Origin of the sequence: Actinospica durhamensis (assembly GCF_018139695.1) — a bacterium.
Classification (GTDB): domain Bacteria; phylum Actinomycetota; class Actinomycetes; order Streptomycetales; family Catenulisporaceae; genus Actinospica; species Actinospica durhamensis.
In genome coordinates this window covers 1-21,646 of sequence record NZ_JAGSOG010000037.1, presented here as the reverse complement: position 1 = coordinate 21,646, position 21,646 = coordinate 1, and the positions used below count along the sequence as shown (strand labels likewise).

Genomic DNA, 21,646 nt, shown 5'->3' with positions numbered 1-21,646 from the left:
GTCAGGAGGCGGACAGCGGTGCCCAGACAACTGTTCGTATACGACCCGCCGGAGCGTTTCGTGGCCGGAACCGTCGGTGAGCCCGGTAGCCGCACCTTCTACCTGCAGGCCCGCTCGGGCTCCCGGGTGACCTCGGTCGCCATGGAGAAGGAGCAGGTGGCGCTGCTCGCCACCCGGCTCGGCGAACTGCTCGACGAGATCGTGCGGCGCACCGGCCCGGTGGCCGGCATCCCGGAGGCGGTCCCGGCGGGGCTCTCCGACACCGCGCCGCTGGAGCAGCCGATCCTGGAGGAGTTCCGGGTCGGCTCGCTCGCCCTGGCCTGGGACGAGGCGCACGCCCGGATCGTGATCGAGGCCGGCGCCGTCACCGACGTGGAGGACGCGGCCGAGCCGCTCTCGGACGACCTGTTCGCCGAGGCCCCGGACGCGCTGCGGGTCTACATCACCGGCGGCCAGGCCCGTGCCTTCGCCGCCCGGGCCGGCGCCGTGGTCGCGGCCGGGCGTCCGCCGTGCCCGCTGTGCGGACTGCCGCTGGACCCCGAGGGCCACGTCTGCCCGCGGCAGAACGGCTACCGGCGCAGGGCCGGGTGAGCGAGCCGGCCGGGCAGGCGGAGGCGGGGGAGGCGACCGTGGACGTGGAACGCGTACTGCGCGACGGTGAGCTCACCGTCGAAGGCAGGCTCACCGAGGCCTCGAACGCCACCCTGTACTGCCGGGTCGAACTCGACGGCGTCGCGCTGGCCTGCGTCTACAAGCCGGTGGCCGGCGAGCGGCCGCTGCACGACTTCCCCGACGGCACCCTCGCCGCCCGCGAGCTGGCCGCGTACGCGGTGAGCGAGGCGGCCGGCTGGCACCTGGTGCCGCGCACAGTGGAGCGCGAGGGCCCGTTCGGGCGCGGCATGTGCCAGCAGTGGATCGAGGAGAGCGACCTGTCCGCCGCGGTCACGGTGCTCGCCGACGCCCAGGCGGACGAGGCGCGGGAGTGGTGTCCGATCCTGGCGGTGCGCCTGTCCGACGGCTCGGACGGGGTGCTGGCCCACCACGACGGCCCGGCGCTGCGCCGCATCGCCGTGTTCGACGCGATCGTCAACAACGCCGACCGCAAGGGCGGGCACCTGCTGCCGCTGGCGGACGGCCGGGTGCTGGGGATCGACCACGGCCTGACCTTCCACACCGAGGACAAGCTGCGCACCCTGCTGTGGGGCTTCGCCGACCGAGCCCTGACCGAGGACGAGCGGGCCGAGCTCACCCGCCTGCGCGAGGACGCCGACCTCGCCGAGCACCTGTCCGCGCTGCTGGCCCCGGACGAGCTCAAGGCGTTCCACGACCGGATCGGGGCGCTGCTGGCCGACGGCGTGCTGCCGGGTCCGGACGGCCGGATGCGCCCGGTGCCCTGGCCGCCGATCTAGCGACGGGGCACGGCGGCGCGGCCAGGCGGCGCGGTCCGGCACACGCCGCGCAGCCGCGATTCCGGCGTCCGCACTGGTCGGCCGAGCGGGACGGACCCTGCAGTACGTGGAGTCGGCGCCCAGCCGTTAGGGTGATGACCATGGATGCCTGGCCTACTTCCCACCTGCCGAAACTGCCCGGACACGGGCACACGCTGCGGCTGCACGACACCTCCACCGCCGCGCTCGCCGCCACGCCCGCCCGTCCCGCCGCGGACGGCCCGGCCAGGATCTACGTGTGCGGAATCACCCCGTACGACGCCACCCACCTCGGCCACGCGGCCACCTACCTGGCCTTCGACCTGGTCCAGCGGGCCTGGCTGGACGCCGGCTACGACGTGCGCTACGTGCAGAACGTGACAGACGTCGATGACCCGCTGCTGGAGCGGGCCGAGCGCGACCAGGACGACTGGCAGGTGCTCGCGATGCGCGAGACCGCGCTGTTCCGCGAGGACATGACGGCGCTGCGGATCCTGCCGCCGTACCGCTACATCGGCGCGGTCGAGTCCATCCCACTCGTGGTCGCCCTGGTGCAGCGGCTGCTCGAGTCCGGCGCGGCCTACCGGGTGGATCAGGACGTGTACTTCGACGTGCACGCCGAGCCGGGCTTCGGCAGCGTCTCAGGGCTCGAGCCCGCGCTGCGCGAGGCCGTCTTCGGCGAGCGCGGCGGGGACCCGCAGCGCCCGGGCAAGCGCCACCCGCTGGACTGCCTGCTCTGGCAGGCCGAGCGCCCGGGCGAGCCGTCCTGGGAGACGTCGCTGGGCAAGGGCCGGCCGGGCTGGCACATCGAGTGCGCCGCGATCGCCCTCGAGTACCTCGGCTCCGGCATCGACGTGCAGGGCGGCGGCAGCGACCTGGCCTTCCCGCACCACGAGATGGGCGCGGCCGAGGCCCAGGTGGTCACCGGCGAGCGGCCCTTCGCGCACACCTACGTGCACACCGGGATGGTCGGCCTGGACGGCGAGAAGATGTCCAAGTCCCGCGGCAACCTGGTGTTCGTCTCCAAGCTGCGGGTGGCCGGGCACGACCCGATGGCGATCCGGCTGGCGCTGCTGGCCCACCACTACCGCGGCGACTGGGAGTGGACGGCCCAGGACCTCGAGCGGGCCGAGGCCAGGCTCGAGCACTGGCGCCGCGCGGTGAGCCGGCCGGACGCCCCCGCGGCGGACGCGCTGCTCGCCCTGCTGCGCGAGCGCCTCGCCGACGACCTCGACGCGCCCGGCGCGCTGGCCGCGATGGACGCCTGGGCCGAGTCCGCGCTGGCCGTCCCGGCCGGCGAGCCGACCGACTCCGGCGCCCCGGGCCTCGCCGCCCGCGCCGTGGACGCCCTGCTCGGCGTCGCGCTCTAACCCACCCGTGCCCTCCGGCGCCGCGGCTGTGCCCGCGGTGCCGAAAGGCACCCCCTGAATACGCATCCGAAATTCCACTTTGATAGCGTGAGCACGTGAGGTTGACGAAGTTCACCGACCTGTCCCTGCGGGCCGTGATGCGGCTCGCCGTGGCCGGCTCGGCGGACGCGCTGACCACACGCGAGGTGGCCGAGGTCATGGACGTGCCCTACACGCACATGGCCAAGGCGATCAGCAGGCTGCAACACCTGGGCGTGGTCCACACCCGCCGGGGCCGCGGCGGCGGGCTCGAGCTCACCGCCCTCGGCCGCCAGGCGAGCGTGGGCTGGCTGGTCAGGCAGCTGGAAGGGGACGAGGAAGTGGTCGCCTGCGAGGGCGATCCGCCGTGTCCGCTGCGCGCCGCCTGCCGGCTGCGCGGCGCGCTGCGCGAGGCGCAGCGGGCCTTCTACGCCGAGCTCGACCGGATCACCGTGGCCGACCTGGTGGCTTCGCCCACCGGTCCCGCCCTGGTGGGACTCGGCGCGCGCCGCACCGGCTGATCCGCCGCACCTCACGCCCCGCCCGCCGCAACGTCGCGGCGGCTGCGACCCGACTGCCCCGACCGCCCGCGCGCGGCCGATCCCCCCTGCCCGGACAAGGCATTCCCGCGCCCTTTAATACGCAGATCACATACCAATTAAGCGCCGAGCTCAGCCGAGCCACACCGAACTAAGGAGCGTCCCATGCTCTCCGAACAGTCCGCCCCGGTCATCCGCGCCACCCTGCCCGTCGTCGGCGCGGCCGTCGAGGACATCACCGAGCTGTTCTACCGGAAGCTGTTCGAGGCCCACCCCGAACTGCTCACCGACCTGTTCAACCGGGGCAACCAGGCCAACGGCGAGCAGCGCAGGGCGCTGGCCGGCGCGGTGGCGGGCTTCGCCGCGGCGCTGGTGGCGAATCCGGGCACCGCGCCCGAGGCGATGCTCTCCCGGATCGCGCACAAGCACGTCTCCCTCGGCATATCCGCGGACCAGTACAAGATCGTGCACCGGCACCTGTTCGCCGCGATCGCCGAGGTCCTCGGCGGTGCGGTCACCCCCGAGGTGGCCGCCGCCTGGGACGAGGTCTACTGGCTGATGGCCGAGTCCCTCATCGCGCTCGAGGCAGGGCTCTACCGCGAGGCCGGGGTGGCCGAAGGCGAGGTGTGGCAGAGCCTGGAGATCGCCGAGCGGATCGAGCAGACCGCGGACGCCGTCACGCTGGTGCTGCGCCGCCCCGACGGCACCCAGGCCGGCCCGTTCCGCCCCGGCCAGTACATCAGTGTGCGGATCGCGCTGCCGGACGGCGCCCGGCAGATCCGCCAGTACAGCCTCGTGGCCGCGCCCGGGCGCGGGGACTGGCGGATCACCGTCAAGCGGGTCCCGGCCGACGCGGCGGGCCCCGCGGGCGAGGTCTCCGCGCACCTGCACGCCCGCGCCCGTCCCGGTGACCGGCTCACCGTCTCCGTGCCCGGCGGCGACCTGGTGCTGCCCGAGGGCGACGCCCCCGTGCTGCTGGCCTCCGCCGGCATCGGCGTCACGCCGGTGCTCGCCATGCTCGACCACCTGGCCGCGAGCGGTTCGAGCCGGCCGGTGACCGTCCTGCACGCCGACCGCACTCCCGCCGACCACGCGCACGAGGCCGACCAGCGCCGCCTCGTCGCCGCCCTGCCCGGGGCCGCGCTGCACCTGTGGTACGAGCAGGCCCCCGAAGGCCTGCCGGACGGCGCCGCGCTGGGCCGCGCCGACCTCGCCGGCATCGACCTGCCCGAAGGGGTGACCGCGTACCTGTGCGGCCCGCTGCCGTTCATGCGGGCCCTGCGGGACGGCCTGATCGAGCGCGGCGTACCCGCCGAGTCCGTCCACTACGAGGTCTTCGGCCCCGACCTGTGGATGGCGAACTGAGCAGCCCGAGGGCGTGTCGGCTGACGCTGCGTCAGCCGACACGCCCCCGGTGATCGGTGAATCAGTGCTCAGTAGAGCGTGGTCGAGGCCGCGGGCAGCTCCGAGTAGCAGATGCCGCCGTCGAGCTGGTAGGCGTACCCGTAGACGACGCGCGCCGTCGAGTAGCCGGTGACCGAGTGCGAGGTCAACCAGATGGTGGACCAGGACCAGTCGGAGTCGAGGTAGTCGTAGAACTCCTCGGTGCCGGTGCCCGCCGAGTCGGTGACCGCCACGTCCCAGTCGTAGTAGTAGGCGCTGGAACCGACCAGGCTGAAGCCGGTGTAGACGGTGGCCTTCTTACTCCCGATTGCGGTGTATTCCATGAACGAAGAGCCGCAGTTGCCGCTCAGCGTCACCTCGTTCTGGGGCTGCAGGGCGAGCGCGGACTGGGAGAGCCCGGCCTCCGAAGCCTTGACCGAGTACTCCCGGCCCTGCGCGTCCTTCTTGATCACGTAGCCGTGCGCCTTGGCGATGGCGGCGTCGAAACCGATGATCTTCGCCGGCGCCGTCACGTACGACGTCGTGGCGATGGTGCTGGTGGCGCTGCTCTTCGCGGCGGCCGAGCCCGTGCTCGCGGCCTGCGCGCTCGCGGCCGGCCCGGCGACGACCGCCAGGGCCAGGACGGCGGCGAACGCGCCGCCGATCTTGAAGGGATGGAGGAATCGTCTGTGCGGCATCGTCTACTCCCCAGGTATGAAACCGTCAGAACTCGTGCGCGGCACGGAGTCCGGGCAGCCCCGACCCGGGCACGCCGTGGCGAGCCCTCCCCGTCGACACCCCCGTGTTTCCCCGTTAGCCTGAGCCAGAGTATCAGCGCTCTGGCTTTAGGGGAATCAGTATGCGCAGATTAGACCGCGGGGGCACCGGCTCGGTGATGGTCAGCGACGATATGGCCTGGCAGTGGCTGTACTTCATGCACGGGGAGACGACGTCCGAGGACCTCGCGCTCCCGGCCGGATCCGGCCGTCCCGCGGTGTGGGACCCGTCCGTGCCGGAGCAGTGGGAGCGGCTGCGAGAGCGGCACACCGCGGCCCTGTGCGCGCCGCGCGTCTTCGGCTCGGACCTGGACGAGTCGCGGCCGCCGCCCGGATTGGACGAACCCGGATTCGACTCACTGCGCGACCTGCCGGGGCTGCGCGACTGGTGCATGCCGCTGTGGCCGGCGTTCCTCGCGTGGAACCGCGGGCGTGAGAACGCCCGCTCGCACGGGCACCAGGCCGCCCCGAGGCGCACCCGCCGCGATCTGATGACCCGTGCGCTTCAGCCCCGGCTGCCGGCCGACCGGGCCGTGCGGATCATCGAGGTGGGCCTGCGCCCGCAGCGCGTGCTGCACCGCTGCCGCGCCGAGACGCCCACCGGCACCGTCGTCGGCCTCGTCGTCACCACCGCCCTGCTGGACGACGAGGAGTTCTTCACCGGTGCCTGCCGCCGTGAACTGTTCGACTGACCGACGTGCTCGCGCCGGAGCGCGGCGGCCGCCAGGCCCGGCGTCAGTTCCCCGTCGCCGGACCGTCCTCGCCCGCGACCCCGCCGCCGCGGCGGCGCCGCTCGTGCCGGCGCAGGTAGCGCTCGAACTCCAGCGCGATCGCCTCACCGCTGGCCTCGGGCAGGTCCGCGGTGTCCTTCGCCTCCTCGAGGCTGCGCACGTACTCCGCCACCTCGCTGTCCTCCCCGGCCAGCTCGTCCACCCCGGTCTCCCACTCCTGCGCCTCCTGCGGCAGGTCGCCCACCGGGATGGTCAGGTCGAGTACGTCCTCGAGCCGGCGGATCAGCGCCAGGGTGGCCTTCGGGCACGGCGCCTGCGCCACGTAGTGCGGCACCGCGGCCCAGAACGAGGCCAGCGGGATCTCCTCCTGCCTGGCCAGTTCCTGCAGCACGCCGTTGATGCCGGTCGGACCCTGATAGGTCGGGGGCTCAAGGCCGTGCGCGGAGCACAGCTCCGGGTCCCCGGACGAGCCGGAGACCGGCACCGGCCGGGTGTGCGGCACGTCCGCGAGCAGCGCCCCGAGCACCACGATCGTGGTCACACCCAGGTCCCTGGCCAGGTCGAACAGCTCCTCGGCGAAGGACTGCCAGCGCATGTTGGGCTCGATGCCGTGCACCAGCACGACGTCGCGCACGGCCGGCTCCTGCGTCTCACCCGACTCGGGATGGGCCGCGGCCGGAACCCGGGCCACCGAGAACCGGGTGGTCGGCCAGACCAGCTCGCGCTCGCCGTCCTCGGTCAGCGCCAGCGTGGGCCGGTTGACCTGGAAGTCGTAGTAGTCCTCGGCATCCATCGCGCCGAACAGGTCGGCGTCGAGAACCTCGGCCAGATGGCGCACGGCGTTCGAGGCCGCGTCCGCGGCGTCGTTCCAGCCCTCGAAGGCCGCGATCATCACCGGGTCGACCAGCTCGGGCAGTTCCTCGAGCTCGATCAACCGTGCCTCCTCGTCGTCGTCGGTCCCGCCACGGCCGCGCCACCCCGATTCCGTCTGCGGCGGCCCGTGCGGCGCGCCGTGGCAACTAAGCGCATGCCCAGCCTACGCCCTGTGGACACCGGACCGGCGTGTCGTCGCCGATCGGTACGCTTAGAGCGTAAGCGGGTTTCCCCAGTTCACCGATCGAAGGGCCAGTGATGAGCAGCAGCCGCGCCGCATCGCTCCGTCAGGCGCTCACCGAGCGCGTCGTGATCGCAGACGGGGCCATGGGCTCCATGCTCCAGCAGGTCGAGCTCACGCTCGAGGACTTCCAGGGGCATGAGGGCTGCAACGAGGTCCTCAACATCTCGCGGCCCGACGTCGTGCGCTCCATCCACGACGCGTACTTCGAAGCCGGCGTGGACTGCGTGGAGACGAACACCTTCGGCACCAACCGGACCGCGCTCGGCGAATACGGGCTCGAGGACCGGATCTACGAACTGGCCGAGGCCGCGGTGCGCATCGCCCGCGAGTCCGCGGACGCTTACTCCACGCCCGAGCGCCCGCGCTGGGTGCTCGGCTCGGCCGGCGGCGGCACCAAGCTGCCCTCGCTCGGCCACATCCCCTTCGCCACCGTCCGGGACGGCTACCAGGCCCAGGTCGAGGGCATGATCGCGGGCGGCGTGGACGCCGTGCTGTTCGAGACCTGTCAGGACCTGCTGCAGGTCAAGGCCGGGGTGATCGGCGCCAAGCGGGCCATGGCCGCGGCCGGGGTGGACCTGCCGCTGATCGTCTCGGTGGCCGTGGAGACCACCGGCGTGATGCTCATCGGCTCCGAGATCGGCGCCGCGCTCACCGCGCTCGAGCCGCTCGGCATCGACCTGATCGGCCTGAACTGCTCCACCGGTCCGGACATGATGAGCGAGCACCTGCGCCACCTGGCCAAGTACGCCCAGATCGGCCTGGCCTGCATGCCCAACGCGGGCCTTCCGGTGCTCACCAAGGACGGCTCCTACTACCCGCTGACGCCCGAACAGTTCGCCGACGCGCAGGAACGTTTCATCGCCGACTACGGCCTGAACCTCGTCGGAGGGTGCTGCGGCACCACCCCCGAGCACCTGCGCCGGCTGGTCGAGCGCGTGCACGGCGCGGTCCCGCCGGTGCGCCACCCCAAGCCCGAGCCCGCCGCGGCCTCGCTCTACCAGTCCGTGCCCTTCCACCAGGACGCCAGCTACCTGGCCATCGGCGAGCGCACCAACGCCAACGGCTCCAAGGCCTTCCGCGAGGCCATGATCGCCGAGGACTGGGACGGCTGCGTGGAGATCGCCCGCGCCCAGATCAGGGACGGCGCGCACCTGCTTGACCTGTGCGTGGACTACGTCGGCCGGGACGGGGTGGCCGACATGAACGAGCTGGCCGGACGCCTGGCCACCGCCTCCACCCTGCCGATCGTGCTCGACTCCACCGAGCCCGGGGTGCTCCAGGCCGGCCTCGAGCACCTCGGCGGCCGCGCCGTGCTCAACTCGGTCAACTACGAGGACGGCGACGGCCCGGACTCCCGGTTCACCCGGGTCATGCGGCTGGCGGCCGAGCACGGCGCCGGCGTGGTCGCGCTGACCATCGACGAGCAGGGCCAGGCCCGCACCGCGGCGAAGAAGGTGGAGATCGCCGAGCGGCTGATCGCCGACATCACCGGGAACTGGGGCGTGCCGGAGTCCGCGATCCTGGTGGACTGCCTGACCTTCACCATCGGCTCGGGACTCGAGGAATCGCGCCGCGACGGCCTGGAGACGATCGAGGCCATCCGCGAGCTCAAGCGGCTGCACCCGCAGGTGCAGACCACCCTCGGCCTCTCCAACATCTCCTTCGGCCTGAACCCGGCCGCCCGCCAGGTGCTCAACTCCGTCTTCCTGCACGAGTGCTCCGAGGCCGGCCTGGACTCCGCGATCGTGCACGCCTCCAAGATCCTGCCGATCAACCGGATCCCGGAGGACCGGCGCGAGGCCGCCCTCGACCTGATCTACGACCGGCGCGCCGAGGGCTACGACCCGCTCTCCCGGCTGCTCGAGCTCTTCCAGGGCGTCTCGGCGGCCTCGGCCAAGGAGACGCGGGCGCAGGAGCTGGCCGCGATGCCGCTCGAGGAGCGGCTCAAGGCGCGCATCGTGGACGGCGAGCGCCAGGGCCTGGAGACCGACCTCGACGAGGCGCTGCAGGCCAGGCCCGCGCTCGCGATCGTCAACGAGGTGCTGCTGGACGGCATGAAGACGGTCGGCGAGCTGTTCGGCTCCGGCCAGATGCAGCTGCCCTTCGTGCTCCAGTCCGCCGAGGTGATGAAGGCCGCGGTGGCCCACCTCGAGCCGCACATGGAGAAGACCGACGCCAGCGGCAAGGCCACCATCGTGCTGGCCACCGTCAAGGGCGACGTGCACGACATCGGCAAGAACCTGGTCGACATCATCTTGACCAACAACGGCTACAACGTCGTCAACATCGGCATCAAGCAGCCGCTCACGGCGATCCTGGACGCCGCCGAGGAGCACAAGGCCGACGTCATCGGGATGAGCGGCCTGCTGGTGAAGTCCACCGTGGTGATGAAGGAGAACCTGCAGGAGATGAACGCGCGCGGGGTGGCCGCGCGCTGGCCGGTGCTGCTCGGCGGCGCCGCGCTCACCCGCGCCTACGTCGAGCAGGACCTCGCCGAGGTGTACGAGGGCGAGGTGCGCTACGCCAGGGACGCCTTCGAGGGCCTGCGCCTGATGGACGCGGTCGCCGCGATCAAGACCGGCGTGCCCGGGGCCGCGCTGCCGGCCCGGCGCGAGCGGCGGGTGGCCGGCTCCGGCGCCCGGCTGCAGGTGACCGAGCCCGAGGACATGCCGGACCGCTCGGACGTGGCCGTGGACAACCCGATCCCGACCCCGCCGTTCTGGGGCAACCGCGTCATCCGCGGCATCCAGCTCAACGACTACGCCTCCTGGCTCGACGAGCGGGCCACCTTCCTCGGCCAGTGGGGCCTGCGCGCGGCCCGCGGCGGCGACGGCCCGAGCTACGACGAGCTGGTGGAGACCGAGGGCCGGCCCCGGCTGCGGATGTGGCTGGACCGGCTGCACACCGAGAACCTGCTCGACGCCGCGGTGGTCTACGGCTTCTTCCCGGCCGTGTCCAAGGGCGACGACCTGATCGTGCTGGACGAGGACGGCGGCGAGCGCACCCGCTTCACCTTCCCGCGCCAGCGCCGCGACCGGCACCTGTGCCTGGCCGACTTCTACCGCCCGGCCGAGAGCTCGGACGGCCCGGACGTGGTCGGCTTCCAGCTGGTCACGGTGGGCTCGCGGATCGCGACCGAGACGGCGAAGCTGTTCCAGGCCAACGCCTACCGCGACTACATGGAGCTGCACGGCCTCTCGGTCCAGCTGACCGAGGCGCTCGCCGAGTACTGGCACGCCCGGGTGCGCGGCGAGCTCGGCTTCGGCTCGCAGGACCCGGCGACGCTCGACGGCATGCTCAAGCTCGAGTACCGCGGGGCGCGCTTCTCCCTCGGCTACGGCGCCTGCCCGAACCTGGAGGACCGGGCCAAGATCGTGGACCTGCTCGGCGCGCACCGCATCGGCGTCGAGCTGTCCGAGGAGTTCCAGCTGCACCCCGAGCAGTCCACCGACGCCATCGTCGTCCACCACCCGGAAGCGAAGTACTTCAATGCCTAAGCGGGGCCCGCATGCCTGAGCCGACCGCCGTGCTGTTCGACATGGACGGCACCCTGATCGACTCCGAGCCCATATGGTTCGACACCGAGGTGGCCCTGCTGGCCGAGCTCGGCTACGAGCTCGGTCCGGAGCACTGGCCGCACGTGCTCGGCCAGCCCAACGAGGTGGCCTGCAAGTACCTGCTCGAGGTCAGCGCCCTGCCGCTGACCTGGCAGGAGCTGAGCGACCGGATCGAGCGGGCGATGGTGCCGATCCTGGCGCAGGGCGTGGAGCTGATGCCCGGGGCCAAGGAGCTGCTGGTGGAGCTCGAGGCCGCGGGCGTGCCGACCGCGCTCGTCTCCGCCTCGCCGCGCAGCATCGTCGACGCCTGCCTCGGCGGGATCGGCGCGGCCTTCTTCCGGCACACCGTCTCCAGCGACGACGTGGTGCGCTCCAAGCCGGACCCCGAGCCCTACCTGCTCGCGGCCCGGCTGCTCGGCGTGTCGGCCGAGGAGTGCGTCGTGATCGAGGACTCGCCGATCGGCACGGCCGCGGGCGCCGCGGCCGGCTGCCGGGTGCTGTCCGTCCCGCACGCCGAGACCCTCATCGCGCAGCACCCGAAGGTGACCAGAGTGGCCACCCTCGAGGGCGTCGACCTCGCGTTCCTCAGCGCCCTGTGACACCGGGCCCTGAGGCTCTCAGGGCTCGAGGACGGCCGGCGAGCCTCCGCCCGCTCCCAACTTGTACAGACAAGTTGCGGACAGGGGTGGAGTTTCGCGCTAGGCTGCGAGCGTGTCGACAATGGTCGTGGCGGTGGTCCTGGGTTCCGCGGTCCTGCACGCGTTCTGGAACGCGCTCGCACACACGGCCAGGGACCGGCTCGCCGCCGTCGCCCTGATCGCGGTGGCCTCCGGCGGCGCGGCGGTCCTGCTGCTGCCGTTCCTGCGCCCGCCCGCGCACGCCGTGTGGCCCTGGATGATCGTCTCCGGCGTGCTCCAGGCGTTCTACAACTTCGGCCTCGTCCTGGCCTACCGGCTCGGCGACTTCGGCCGGATGTACCCGCTCGCGCGCGGCACCTCGCCGCTGGTGGTCGCGCTGGTGGCCACCTTCGTGGTCGGCCAGCCGATGTCAGGGCTGGAAGCCGGCGGCATCGTCGTGGTCTGCGTCGGCCTGCTCGCCCTGGCCTTCTCCGACGGCATGCCCACCCGGGCCGACCTGCCCGCGGTGGCCGCGGCCGTGGGCACCGGCCTGACCATCGCCAGCTACACCGTGGTCGACGGCGTGTCCGTGCGCCGGGCCGGCGGCTTCCTGGCCTACTCGTGCTGGTCGTTCCTCATCTCCGCCGTGCTCGTGCTCCTCGGCGTCGCCCTGCTGCGCCGCTCCCGCTTCCTGCCCTCGCTGCGCCAGGGCACCGCGCGCGGCCTGACCGGCGGCCTCGTCGCCATGACCGCCTACACCCTGGTGCTGTGGGCCCAGACCCGCGGCGGCCTGGCCGAGGTGGCCACCCTGCGCGAGACCAGCATCCTGATCGGCGCCGCCATCGGCGCCCTAGTGCTCAAGGAGGGCTTCGGCCGGCTGCGCATGGCCGCCTCGGCCGGCGTCGTCATCGGCATCATGCTGATCGCGCACTGAGATCCGGTCGGCGGCGAAGATGCCATGATGTCCGACGTGGGAACGGCGGAGTCCGCGCGGGCGGGCACACGTGAGCCACGGGTATCGGCGCCGACGGATGTCGACGAGCCGGTCGACGAGACAGCGCACCTGCTGCGCTCACCGGCCGACGCGCGACGGCTGCTCGCCGCGATCGAGCGCCTGGAGAACGATCCTGACGCCGCGTCCGCTCCGGTGTAGGCGGTCTGAATCAGCCCTCGGCGGGCCTTCCCGGCAGCACCCTCCCTCGGCCGAGCTCGACCCGCGGCCCGCCCCGGTTCCCGCTCACTCCACCTTTCCGATCCGCACCTCGGGCGCGGGCGGCTGCACCCCGCCCTGGGCCGAGCACAGGGCCCGGAAGCTGCACCAGCCGCACAGCTCCGAGGGCTTGGGCTGCCACTGCCGGCTCTCCGCCGCCTGCCGGATCGCGGCCCAAATCCCGGCGATCTTGCGTTCGACCGCGAGCAGGTCGGCCTCGCTCGGGTCGTAGGTGAGCACCTCGCCGTTGCCCAGGAACAGCAGCTGCAGCCGCTTGGGCACCACGCCGCGCGCCTTCCACAGCACCAGGGCGTAGAACTTCATCTGGAAGAGCGTCTTCTCCTCGTACCCGGGCGGCGGGGCCTTGCCGGTCTTGTAGTCCACCACCCGCAGCTGCCCGCCCGGCGCCACGTCGAGGCGGTCCACGAAGCCGCGCAGCAGCAGCTTGTCCTCGCCCTCGCCCATCGGCGCCCGCACGAACAGCTCCCGCTGCGCGGGCTCGAGCCGGTTCGGGTCCTCCAGCGTGAAGTACGTCCCGAGCAGCGCCTCGGCCTCGGTCAGCCAGGCCGCGCGCTCGTCGTCCGTGGCGAAAAGGCCGCCCAGCTCCGGGCGCTGGGCCAGCAGCTTCTCCCACTGCGGCCGCAGCAGCTCCACCGCCTCCGTCGGGGTACGCCGCCCCGCGGGCAGGTCGAACAGCCGCTCGAGCACCGCGTGCACCAGCGTGCCCTTGGTCGCCGCGGCGTTCGGCGGCTCCGGCACCTTGTCCAGCACCCGCAGCCGGTAGAGCAGCGGACACTGCTGGAAGTCGCCGGCGCGCGACGGCGAGAGCGCCGCGGGCAGCTTCACCACCCCCGGACCGGCGTCGAACAGCGCGCCGTCCTCGGTCGGAACGACCGTCTCCAAGTCGAGCTCACCCATGTCCGAAGACCCTAGCCGCCCCCTCCGACACAGGGTGCCTGCCAGGCCGCGTGAGACCTGGGAGCTGAGCAACCCGTAGCATCGCCTTGTGAGCGACCAGAACGAGAACCAGGGCGGGAAGCCGGACCCCCAGCGCACGGCGGGCGGCGGCATCCCCATGGGCGCCCCCTTCGGGATCCCCATCGTCGTTTCCCCCACGTGGTTCCTGATCGCCGCGTTCATCACCTACTACTTCGGCCGGGACATCAACAACGAGGCGTTCGGCAACTGGCGATACCTGATCGCGTTCGGCTTCGCCGTGCTGCTCTACCTGTCCGTGCTGCTGCACGAGCTGGCGCACTCGGTCGTGGCCAAGAGCTTCGGCCTCCCGGTGCGCCGGATCGTGATCTACTTCCTCGGCGGCGTCTCCGAGATCGAGAAGGAGCCGGACACCCCGCGCCGGGAGTTCGCCGTCGCGGTGGCCGGGCCCGCGCTCTCCTTCGCCCTCGGCGGGATCTTCTTCGGCGTGTGGAAGCTGATGGACCACCCGACCAGCTCGCTGCTGTTCAACGCCCTGCAGTACCTGGTCACCGCGCTGTGGGTGTCCAACATGGTGGTCGGCATCTTCAACATGCTCCCCGGCCTGCCGCTGGACGGCGGCCGGGTGCTGCGCTCGGCGGTCTGGGCGATCAGCCGCAACCCGCTCACCGGCACCGTGGCCGCGGCCTGGACCGGCCGGGTGCTGGCCGTCGGCGTGCTGATCTACGCCATGGTCACCACGCCCAACGCCACCAGCGGCGAGGGTCTCTACACGCTGGTGTGGGCCGCGTTCATCGCCTCGTTCATCTTCATCGGCGCCTCCCAGTCGCTCACCGTGGCCCGGCTGCGCGAGCGCATCCCCACGCTGCACGCCCGCTCGCTCACCCGCCGCGCCATCCCGGTCACCGCGGACCTGCCGCTGGCCGAGGCGCTGCGCCGGGCCGCGGCCGTGGGCGCCCGCAGCCTGCTCGTGGTCGACCACGACGGCCGTCCGACCGCGATCGTGCACGAGGCCGCGGTGGCCGCCACCCCGATCGAGCGCCACCCCTGGGTCCAGGTGGGCACCCTCTCCCGCGCGCTGCGCCCGGGCCTGACCCTCACCGCCGACCTGAACGGCGAGGCGCTGCTGCAGGCCCTGCGGGCCACCCCGGCCCCCGAGTACCTGGTCACCGAGCCGGACGGGGCGATCTTCGGGGTGCTCGCGGCCGCCGACGTCGAGCACGCCTTCCTCGGCCGCTGACCGGGCCCGCGACCGCCCGCCGGGCCCGGCCGCGGACCCCGCGCCGCGGGCGTTGGCCGAGTGGGCTCCGTCCGGCCGTTAGAATCCACCGGTGAGTGAAACGTACGAGTCAGCCGACCAGCGTCCCGAAGAGACCGGCAAGAGCCACCGCCAGGGCCCGTTCAAGCCCGGCGACCTGGTCCAGCTGACCGACACCAAGGGCCGGCACCACACCTTCGCGCTCACCCCCGGCAAGCAGTTCCACACGCACAAGGGGTACTTCGACCACGACGCGCTGCTCGGCGAGCCCGAGGGCACCGTGGTGCGCTCCACCGGCGGCATGGAGTACCTGGCGCTGCGCCCGCTGCTGTCCGACTACGTGCTCTCCATGCCGCGCGGCGCCGCCGTGGTCTACCCGAAGGACGCCGCCCAGATCGTGGCGATGGCCGACGTGTACCCGGGTGCCCGCGTGCTTGAGGCCGGGGTCGGCTCCGGCGCGCTGACCTGCTCCCTGCTGCGCGCCGTGGGCGACGGCGGACGGGTCTACTCCTACGAGCGGCGCGAGGACTTCGCCGCGATCGCCGAGCGCAACGTGCAGACCTTCTTCGGCGGCCCGCACCCGGCCTGGACGCTGACCCTGGGCGACCTGGTGGGCGCGCTGCGCCCGGACGAGGTGGACCGGGTCGTGCTGGACATGCTCGCCCCGTGGGAGTGCGTGGACGCCGTCGCCAAGGTGCTGGTGCCCGGAGGCGTGCTGATCTGCTACGTCGCCACCACCACGCAGCTCTCCCGCACGGTGGAGACCATCCGCGAGCACGGCCGCTTCGCCGAGCCCGCGCCGTTCGAGAGCCTGGTGCGCTCCTGGCACGTCGAGGGCCTCGCGGTGCGTCCGGACCACCGCATGGTCGGCCACACCGGCTTCCTGGTCACCGCCCGCCGCGTGGCCGACGGGGTGGAGGTGCCGGTCCGGCGCCGGCGCCCGGCCAAGGCCGCGGCCGAGCTCGGCGACGCCTGGGAGGGCGTGGAGGCCGTGGACCCGGTGGACGAGGCCGATGCCCGCGCGGCCCGGATCGCCCGCCGCGGCGACCTGCCGTAGACTTCCCGCCCCCGGAGCCGGGGCAAACCTCCCGGCTCCGCGGCGCAGGCCGGTGTGATCTCGAAGCGATCCCGGCCGAACGCGCCCCCCTGAAGTCCGTAGCCCCCTAGTCCTCCGCGAGCGGCCCCGCGACGGCCACGCCGTCCGCCCGCCGGTGGACGTGGATGCACTCGCCGGGGCACTCCTTCGCCGAGTCGATCACGTCCAGGACCAGGGCCGCCGGCACCGGGATGCGTTCCCCGGCCTGCTGGCGCAGCGCCCCGGCATCGTCCTTCACATAGGCCAATCCGTCGATGTCGAGTTCGAAGACGTCCCGGGCGTACTGCACGCACAGCCCGTCGCCGGTGCACAGGTCCTGATCGATCCAGACCTCGAGATCCTCGCTGCTCATCCGGCCGGTCATCCCCAATCTCACGAAGCCTTACACCCCCTAACCTAACAACTTCATCCCGCCCGGGGACATCCGGACCCGATTCACCGAAAGCCCTCGACAGCGGGGCACGATACGGGTAATGATCGTGCTCCGGCGCGGATCCGACCGAAACGTTGATCCGAACGGGTTGCCCAACCGTCTACATAACGAGCGGTGAAGGGGGAATCCACAGTGGAGACGGCAGTGTTGTCGACACCGGACACCCGACCAGCGGGAGGTCCGCCGACACGAGCGACGGGTGCGGCGGTTTGGCCGCCCCCGAACGCAGGTAGGGTCGTTGTGACGTCACAACACTCCGCGAGGAGGTGAAGGACCGTGCCAGCCCACGAAGACGACAAGCCCCTGCGCCCCGGCTCCCGAGCAGGCCGAGGCGGCCCGCTCGGCAGCGAGCCCGGCTCCGGCCAGGACGCGCTGAACCAGGTTGCCTTCCTCGAGCAGGAAGTGGCGCTGCTGCGCCGGCGCCTGGCCGAGACCCCGCGCGGCAGCCGTGCGCTCGAAGACCGGATCAGTGAACTCCAAGTCACCGTGTCCGGGCTCACCGCGAAGAACGAACGGCTGGTGGCGACGCTGCGCGACGCCCGCGACCAGATCGTCGCGCTCAAGGAGGAGATCGACCGGCTCGCCCAGCCGCCCAGCGGCTTCGGCGTCTTCCTCGAGGAGCACGAGGACGGCACGGTGGACATCTTCACCGGCGGCCGCAAGCTGCGCGTCGCCGTGGCCCCGGGGGTCGAGCTCGACGAGCTCCAGCCCGGCCGCGAGGTGATGCTCAACGAGGCGCTCAACATCATCGCCGTCCACGGCTTCGAGAAGGTCGGCGAGATCGTCTCGTTCAAGGAGCTGCTCGAGGACGGCGCCCGCGCCCTGGTCGTCGGACACACCGACGAGGAGCGGGTGGTGCGCCTGGCCGAGCCGCTCATGGACACGGTCATCCGGGCCGGCGACGCCCTCCTGCTCGAGCCGCGCTCCGGCTACGTCTACGAGCGCGTGCCCAAGTCCGAGGTCGAGGACCTGGTGCTCGAGGAGGTGCCGGACATCGACTACGCCTCGATCGGCGGCCTCTCCGGCCAGATCGAGCTGATCCGGGACGCGGTCGAACTGCCCTACCTGCACAAGGAGCTCTTCCGCGAGCACGAGCTGCGGCCGCCGAAGGGCGTGCTGCTCTACGGCCCGCCCGGGTGCGGCAAGACCCTGATCGCCAAGGCCGTGGCCAACTCGCTGGCCAAGAAGGTCGCGGAGATCTCGGGCAAGGAGGCGGGCAAGAGCTACTTCCTCAACATCAAGGGCCCCGAGCTGCTCAACAAGTACGTCGGCGAGACCGAGCGGCACATCCGCCTGGTCTTCCAGCGCGCGCGGGAGAAGGCCAGCGAGGGCACGCCGGTCATCGTGTTCTTCGACGAGATGGACTCGCTCTTCCGCACCCGCGGCTCGGGCGTGTCCTCGGACGTGGAGAACACCATCGTCCCGCAGCTGCTCTCGGAGATCGACGGCGTCGAGGGCCTGGAGAACGTCATCGTCATCGGCGCCTCCAACCGCGAGGACATGATCGACCCGGCGATCCTGCGCCCGGGCCGGCTGGACGTGAAGATCAAGATCGAGCGTCCGGACGCCGAGGCGGCCAAGGACATCTTCTCGAAGTACATCACCACCACCCTCCCGCTACACGAGGACGACCTGCGGGAGAACGGCGGGGACCGCACCGCCACGGTGCTGGCGATGATCCAGACCACGGTCGAGCGGATGTACTCGGAGACCGACGAGAACCGCTTCCTCGAGGTCACCTACGCCAACGGCGACAAGGAAGTGCTCTACTTCAAGGACTTCAACTCCGGTGCGATGATCCAGAACATCGTGGACCGGGCGAAGAAGTCGGCGATCAAGGACTTCCTGGACCACAACGCCAAGGGTCTGCGCATCTCCCACCTGCTCGGCGCCTGCGTCGACGAGTTCAAGGAGAACGAGGACCTGCCCAACACCACCAACCCGGACGACTGGGCCCGGATCTCCGGAAAGAAGGGCGAGCGGATCGTGTTCATCCGCACCCTGGTGTCCGGCAAGAAGGGCGCGGAGAGCGGACGGTCCATCGACACCGTCGCCAACACCGGGCAGTACCTGTAGCCACACTGGCGTACGGGGCGCGACACAGCCGTCGCGCCCCGTCCCGACTCGGGGAGAAACCGTGGTCGAAGCTGGTCCCTTCCGCAGCCGCCTGTGCCTAAGCTGGTCCTCATGAGCGAGCTTGCGAGCGAACCGATGGGCACAGCGCTCATGCATGCGTCCCCGCAGCGTGCCGAGGGAGCTAGGGCATGAGCGTTCGTCGGGTCATGGGCAGCGAAACCGAATACGGCATCTCGGTGCCGGGGCATCCGAACGCCAACGCGATGCTCACCTCCTCGCAGATCGTCAACGCGTACGCGACGGCGATGCAACGGGCCCGGCGCGCCCGGTGGGACTTCGAGGAGGAGAATCCGCTGCGCGACGCGCGCGGGTTCGACCTGGCCAGGGAGCTGGCCGACACCAGCCAGCTGACCGACGAGGACTCGGGCCTGGCCAACGTCATCCTCACCAACGGCGCCCGGCTCTACGTCGACCACGCCCACCCCGAGTACTCCACCCCCGAGGTCACCAACCCGCGCGACGCGGTGATCTGGGACAAGGCCGGCGAGCTGATCATGGCCGAGGCGGCCCGCTTCGCCGCCCTGGTGCCCGGCTCGCTGCCGATCAACCTCTATAAGAACAACACCGACAACAAGGGCGCCTCCTACGGCTCGCACGAGAACTACCTGGTCTCGCGCTCCACCCCGTTCGCCGACATCGTCCGGCACCTGACCCCCTTCTTCGTCACCCGGCAGGTCTTCGCCGGCTCCGGGCGGGTGGGCATCGGCCAGGACGGGCGCTCGCACGGCTTCCAGATCTCCCAGCGTGCCGACTTCTTCGAGGTCGAAGTCGGCCTCGAGACCACGCTCAAGCGGCCCATCATCAACACCCGCGACGAGCCGCACGCCGACCCGGAGAAGCACCGCAGGCTGCACGTGATCATCGGCGACGCGAACCTGGCCGAGATCTCCATCTTCCTGAAGATGGGCACCACCTCGCTGGTGCTTGCGATGATCGAGGACCGGTTCATCGGGGCCGACTTCACCGTGGACCAGCCGGTGCGCACGCTGCACGAGGTCTCCCACGACCCGACCCTCAAGCACCTGGTCAAGCTGCGCTCCGGACGCAAGCTGACGGCCGTTCAGCTCCAGATGGAGTACTTCGAGCAGGCCCGCAAGTACGTCGAGGACCGCCTCGGCACCGACGTGGACCCGGTCACCCAGGAGGTGCTCGACCGCTGGGAGTCGGTGCTCACCCGGCTCGAGGCCGACCCGATGCTGCTGCGCCGCGAGCTGGACTGGGTGGCCAAGCTGGAGCTGCTGGAGGGCTACCGCACCCGCGACGGGATGGGCTGGGAGGACGCCCGGCTGCACCTGGTGGACCTGCAGTACTCCGACGTGCGCCCCTCCAAGGGCCTCTACCAGCGCCTGGCCGCCCGCGGCCGGTTCGACCGGCTGGTCAGCGACGAGGAGATCGCCGCCGCGGTGGACCTGCCGCCGGAGGACACCCGCGCCTACTTCCGCGGTCGCTGCCTGGACAAGTACGCCGACTCGGTGGCCGCCGCGTCCTGGGACTCGGTCATCTTCGACCTGCCCGAGCGCGAGTCGCTCCAGCGCATCCCCACCCTCGACCCGCTGCGCGGCACCCGCCAGCACGTCGAGGGCCTGATCGACCGCTGTCGCACGGCCAGCGACCTGGTCCGCGAGCTCACCGGCGGCAACTAGAGCGCCCGCGCGCCCGGCCCGGCCCCCGCACCGCGCGGGGGCCGCGGGCACCCCCGTCCCGCGACGAACACATCACGATTGCGCGGGCGGGGCGGGGCGCGACCGTCCGAACGTGTGAACGCGCCCCGCGGGGGGCAGGGATGATCCAAGAGCGCTTCCCGAAACCGGCGCCCGTGTCCGAGGACCGGCGTAGGGTCGTGGGTGAAGCCAGTCGGGTGCGGAACTGGAGCCATGGTTCGAGAGAGGTGGGTGGTCCGGATGGCGGCCAAGGACACGGGCGGGCAGGAACGCGCCTCCCGGCAGAACGAGGAGGTCGACGAGGAGGTCGTCGAGCAGTCCAGTGACCTGAAGGAGCGTCAGGCCAAGCTCTCCGAGGACGTCGAGGACGTACTCGACGAGATCGACGAGGTCCTCGAGACCGACGCCGAATCCTTCGTCAGGAGCTTTGTGCAAAAGGGCGGGCAGTAGCCTGCGGCGTCGCGCGGGCCGATGGCAGACGCCTGATCCGCCCGCGCGATCCGGCCGGGCCACGCCCGGGTACCCGCGCTGCGGGTAAGGTTCGAGGTCGATCGATGCTTGCGAGGACGAGGAGAGGGAGCGCGTGGTAACCCAAGGGACGGGACGGCTGGGTGGTCAAGGCGGTGCGGCCGGCGACCTCGGTCTGATGCGCGCCGCGTTCTCCGGCTCGGGGAGCTCGTTCACCGAGTTCCTGGCCACCTACAACCCCGACTACCTGCCGGGGCGGCGCACGGCCGGGCTGAGCACCGGCGGCGGCCCGCTGCCCTTCGACGCCCCGCACGGCACCACCATCGTGGCGCTGACCTTCCCCGGCGGCGTGGTCATGGCCGGCGACCGCCGGGCCACCGCGGGCAACGTCATCGCCTCGCGGGAGATCGAGAAGGTCTTCCCGGCGGACGAGCACTCCTGCGTGGGCATCGCCGGCACCGCCGGGCTCGCGGTGGAGATGGTGCGGCTGTTCCAGGTCGAACTGGAGCACTACGAGAAGATCGAGGGCACCACGCTTTCGCTGGACGGCAAGGCGAACCGGCTGGCCACCATGATCCGGGGCAACCTGGGCCTGGCCATGCAGGGCCTCGCGGTGGTCCCGCTGTTCGCGGGCTACGACCTCGAGGCCGCCGAGGGCCGGATCTTCAGCTACGACCCGATCGGCGGCCAGTACGAGGAACACGGCTTCCACTGCATCGGCTCCGGCTCGGTCTACGCCCGCGGCGCGCTCAAGAAGCTCTACCGCTCCGACTTCGACGCCACCGGCGGTCCTGGTCGGCCGCGGCCAGGATGGCCGCCCAGATCGGCGTGGCCAGGCTGGTCCCGCCCACCTCGATCCACTCCGCTCCGGTCGCCGAGTACGCGTAGTAGACCGCGACTCCGGTTTGCGGAT

The 21,646-nt window shown here is 71.8% G+C and carries 20 protein-coding genes; 16 read left to right on the top strand and 4 right to left on the bottom strand.

All coding sequences use genetic code 11. The features are described from left to right. Positions 1–18: 18 nt before the first annotated feature. From KDL01_RS10500 to KDL01_RS10480, 5 genes are all read left to right on the top strand, one after another. The gene (locus tag KDL01_RS10500; RefSeq protein WP_212528213.1) at positions 19–591 is read left to right on the top strand and encodes a DUF3090 family protein; all 573 of its coding nucleotides are present in this window, start codon (positions 19–21) and stop codon (positions 589–591) included. Continuing rightward, a complete protein-coding gene (locus KDL01_RS10495; protein WP_212528212.1) occupies positions 588–1,409 on the top strand; it encodes an SCO1664 family protein in 822 nt (273 codons plus the stop codon). Before KDL01_RS10500 ends, KDL01_RS10495 begins: the two co-directional genes overlap by 4 nt. A 140-nt stretch (positions 1,410–1,549) precedes the next feature. Continuing rightward, positions 1,550–2,797: a cysteine--1-D-myo-inosityl 2-amino-2-deoxy-alpha-D-glucopyranoside ligase gene (mshC, locus tag KDL01_RS10490; protein ID WP_212528211.1), complete on the top strand. Its 1,248-nt coding sequence runs from the start codon at positions 1,550–1,552 to the stop codon at positions 2,795–2,797. A gap of 95 nt (positions 2,798–2,892) precedes the next feature. Continuing rightward, positions 2,893–3,336: an RrF2 family transcriptional regulator gene (locus KDL01_RS10485; protein ID WP_212528210.1), complete on the top strand. Its 444-nt coding sequence runs from the start codon at positions 2,893–2,895 to the stop codon at positions 3,334–3,336. Between the two features lie 183 nt (positions 3,337–3,519). After that, a complete protein-coding gene (locus tag KDL01_RS10480) occupies positions 3,520–4,719 on the top strand; it encodes a globin domain-containing protein (RefSeq protein WP_212528209.1) in 1,200 nt (399 codons plus the stop codon). Between the two features lie 68 nt (positions 4,720–4,787). On the opposite strand, the gene KDL01_RS10475 is transcribed toward KDL01_RS10480, so the two are convergent. Further along, a complete protein-coding gene (locus KDL01_RS10475) occupies positions 4,788–5,435 on the bottom strand; it encodes a hypothetical protein (protein ID WP_212528208.1) in 648 nt (215 codons plus the stop codon). Between the two features lie 161 nt (positions 5,436–5,596). Here KDL01_RS10475 and KDL01_RS10470 point away from each other — a divergent pair, with 161 nt between their 5' ends. Further along, complete coding sequence (locus KDL01_RS10470) at positions 5,597–6,205, top strand: hypothetical protein (RefSeq protein ID WP_212528207.1); 609 nt, start codon at positions 5,597–5,599, stop codon at positions 6,203–6,205. Between the two features lie 43 nt (positions 6,206–6,248). Here the strand turns inward: KDL01_RS10470 and KDL01_RS10465 are convergent, their stop codons facing one another. Further along, positions 6,249–7,178 (bottom strand): PAC2 family protein, encoded by a 930-nt coding sequence (locus tag KDL01_RS10465; protein ID WP_212528206.1) that lies wholly within the window; start codon positions 7,176–7,178, stop codon positions 6,249–6,251. 197 nt (positions 7,179–7,375) lie between these two features. Here KDL01_RS10465 and metH point away from each other — a divergent pair, with 197 nt between their 5' ends. From metH to KDL01_RS10445, 4 genes are all read left to right on the top strand, one after another. Beyond that, the gene (metH, locus tag KDL01_RS10460) at positions 7,376–10,858 is read left to right on the top strand and encodes a methionine synthase (protein ID WP_212528205.1); all 3,483 of its coding nucleotides are present in this window, start codon (positions 7,376–7,378) and stop codon (positions 10,856–10,858) included. 11 nt (positions 10,859–10,869) lie between these two features. Continuing rightward, positions 10,870–11,517 (top strand): HAD family hydrolase, encoded by a 648-nt coding sequence (locus KDL01_RS10455; RefSeq protein ID WP_212528204.1) that lies wholly within the window; start codon positions 10,870–10,872, stop codon positions 11,515–11,517. A 121-nt stretch (positions 11,518–11,638) separates the two neighbouring features. Further along, the gene (locus KDL01_RS10450; protein ID WP_246576243.1) at positions 11,639–12,469 is read left to right on the top strand and encodes an EamA family transporter; all 831 of its coding nucleotides are present in this window, start codon (positions 11,639–11,641) and stop codon (positions 12,467–12,469) included. A 27-nt stretch (positions 12,470–12,496) separates the two neighbouring features. Next, positions 12,497–12,688, top strand: a complete 192-nt coding sequence (locus tag KDL01_RS10445; protein ID WP_212528202.1) for a type II toxin-antitoxin system Phd/YefM family antitoxin — start codon at positions 12,497–12,499, stop codon at positions 12,686–12,688. A gap of 84 nt (positions 12,689–12,772) precedes the next feature. On the opposite strand, the gene KDL01_RS10440 is transcribed toward KDL01_RS10445, so the two are convergent. Then, positions 12,773–13,663, bottom strand: a complete 891-nt coding sequence (locus tag KDL01_RS10440; RefSeq protein WP_212528201.1) for a RecB family exonuclease — start codon at positions 13,661–13,663, stop codon at positions 12,773–12,775. A gap of 88 nt (positions 13,664–13,751) precedes the next feature. Between KDL01_RS10440 and KDL01_RS10435 the strand changes: the two genes are divergently transcribed. Continuing rightward, on the top strand, positions 13,752–14,921 hold the full coding sequence (locus KDL01_RS10435; protein ID WP_212528200.1) for a site-2 protease family protein: 1,170 nt from the start codon (positions 13,752–13,754) through the stop codon (positions 14,919–14,921). 91 nt (positions 14,922–15,012) lie between these two features. Continuing rightward, positions 15,013–15,996 carry a tRNA (adenine-N1)-methyltransferase gene (locus KDL01_RS10430; RefSeq protein WP_212528199.1) on the top strand — a complete coding sequence of 328 codons (984 nt, stop codon included), beginning with the start codon at positions 15,013–15,015 and terminating at the stop codon, positions 15,994–15,996. 106 nt (positions 15,997–16,102) lie between these two features. Here KDL01_RS10430 and KDL01_RS10425 read toward each other — a convergent pair whose 3' ends face one another. Beyond that, positions 16,103–16,387 (bottom strand): ferredoxin, encoded by a 285-nt coding sequence (locus tag KDL01_RS10425; protein WP_246576238.1) that lies wholly within the window; start codon positions 16,385–16,387, stop codon positions 16,103–16,105. A 357-nt stretch (positions 16,388–16,744) separates the two neighbouring features. Between KDL01_RS10425 and arc the strand changes: the two genes are divergently transcribed. From arc to prcB, 4 genes are all read left to right on the top strand, one after another. After that, positions 16,745–18,544: a proteasome ATPase gene (gene arc, locus KDL01_RS10420; RefSeq protein ID WP_212528198.1), complete on the top strand. Its 1,800-nt coding sequence runs from the start codon at positions 16,745–16,747 to the stop codon at positions 18,542–18,544. 188 nt (positions 18,545–18,732) lie between these two features. Next, positions 18,733–20,247, top strand: coding sequence for a depupylase/deamidase Dop (gene dop, locus KDL01_RS10415; protein WP_212528197.1), 1,515 nt, complete (start codon positions 18,733–18,735; stop codon positions 20,245–20,247). 258 nt (positions 20,248–20,505) lie between these two features. Then, positions 20,506–20,715 (top strand): ubiquitin-like protein Pup, encoded by a 210-nt coding sequence (locus KDL01_RS10410; protein WP_212528196.1) that lies wholly within the window; start codon positions 20,506–20,508, stop codon positions 20,713–20,715. A 196-nt stretch (positions 20,716–20,911) separates the two neighbouring features. Next, the coding region (gene prcB / locus KDL01_RS10405) for a proteasome subunit beta (protein WP_212528232.1) at positions 20,912–21,646 on the top strand (735 nt) is incomplete at its 3' end.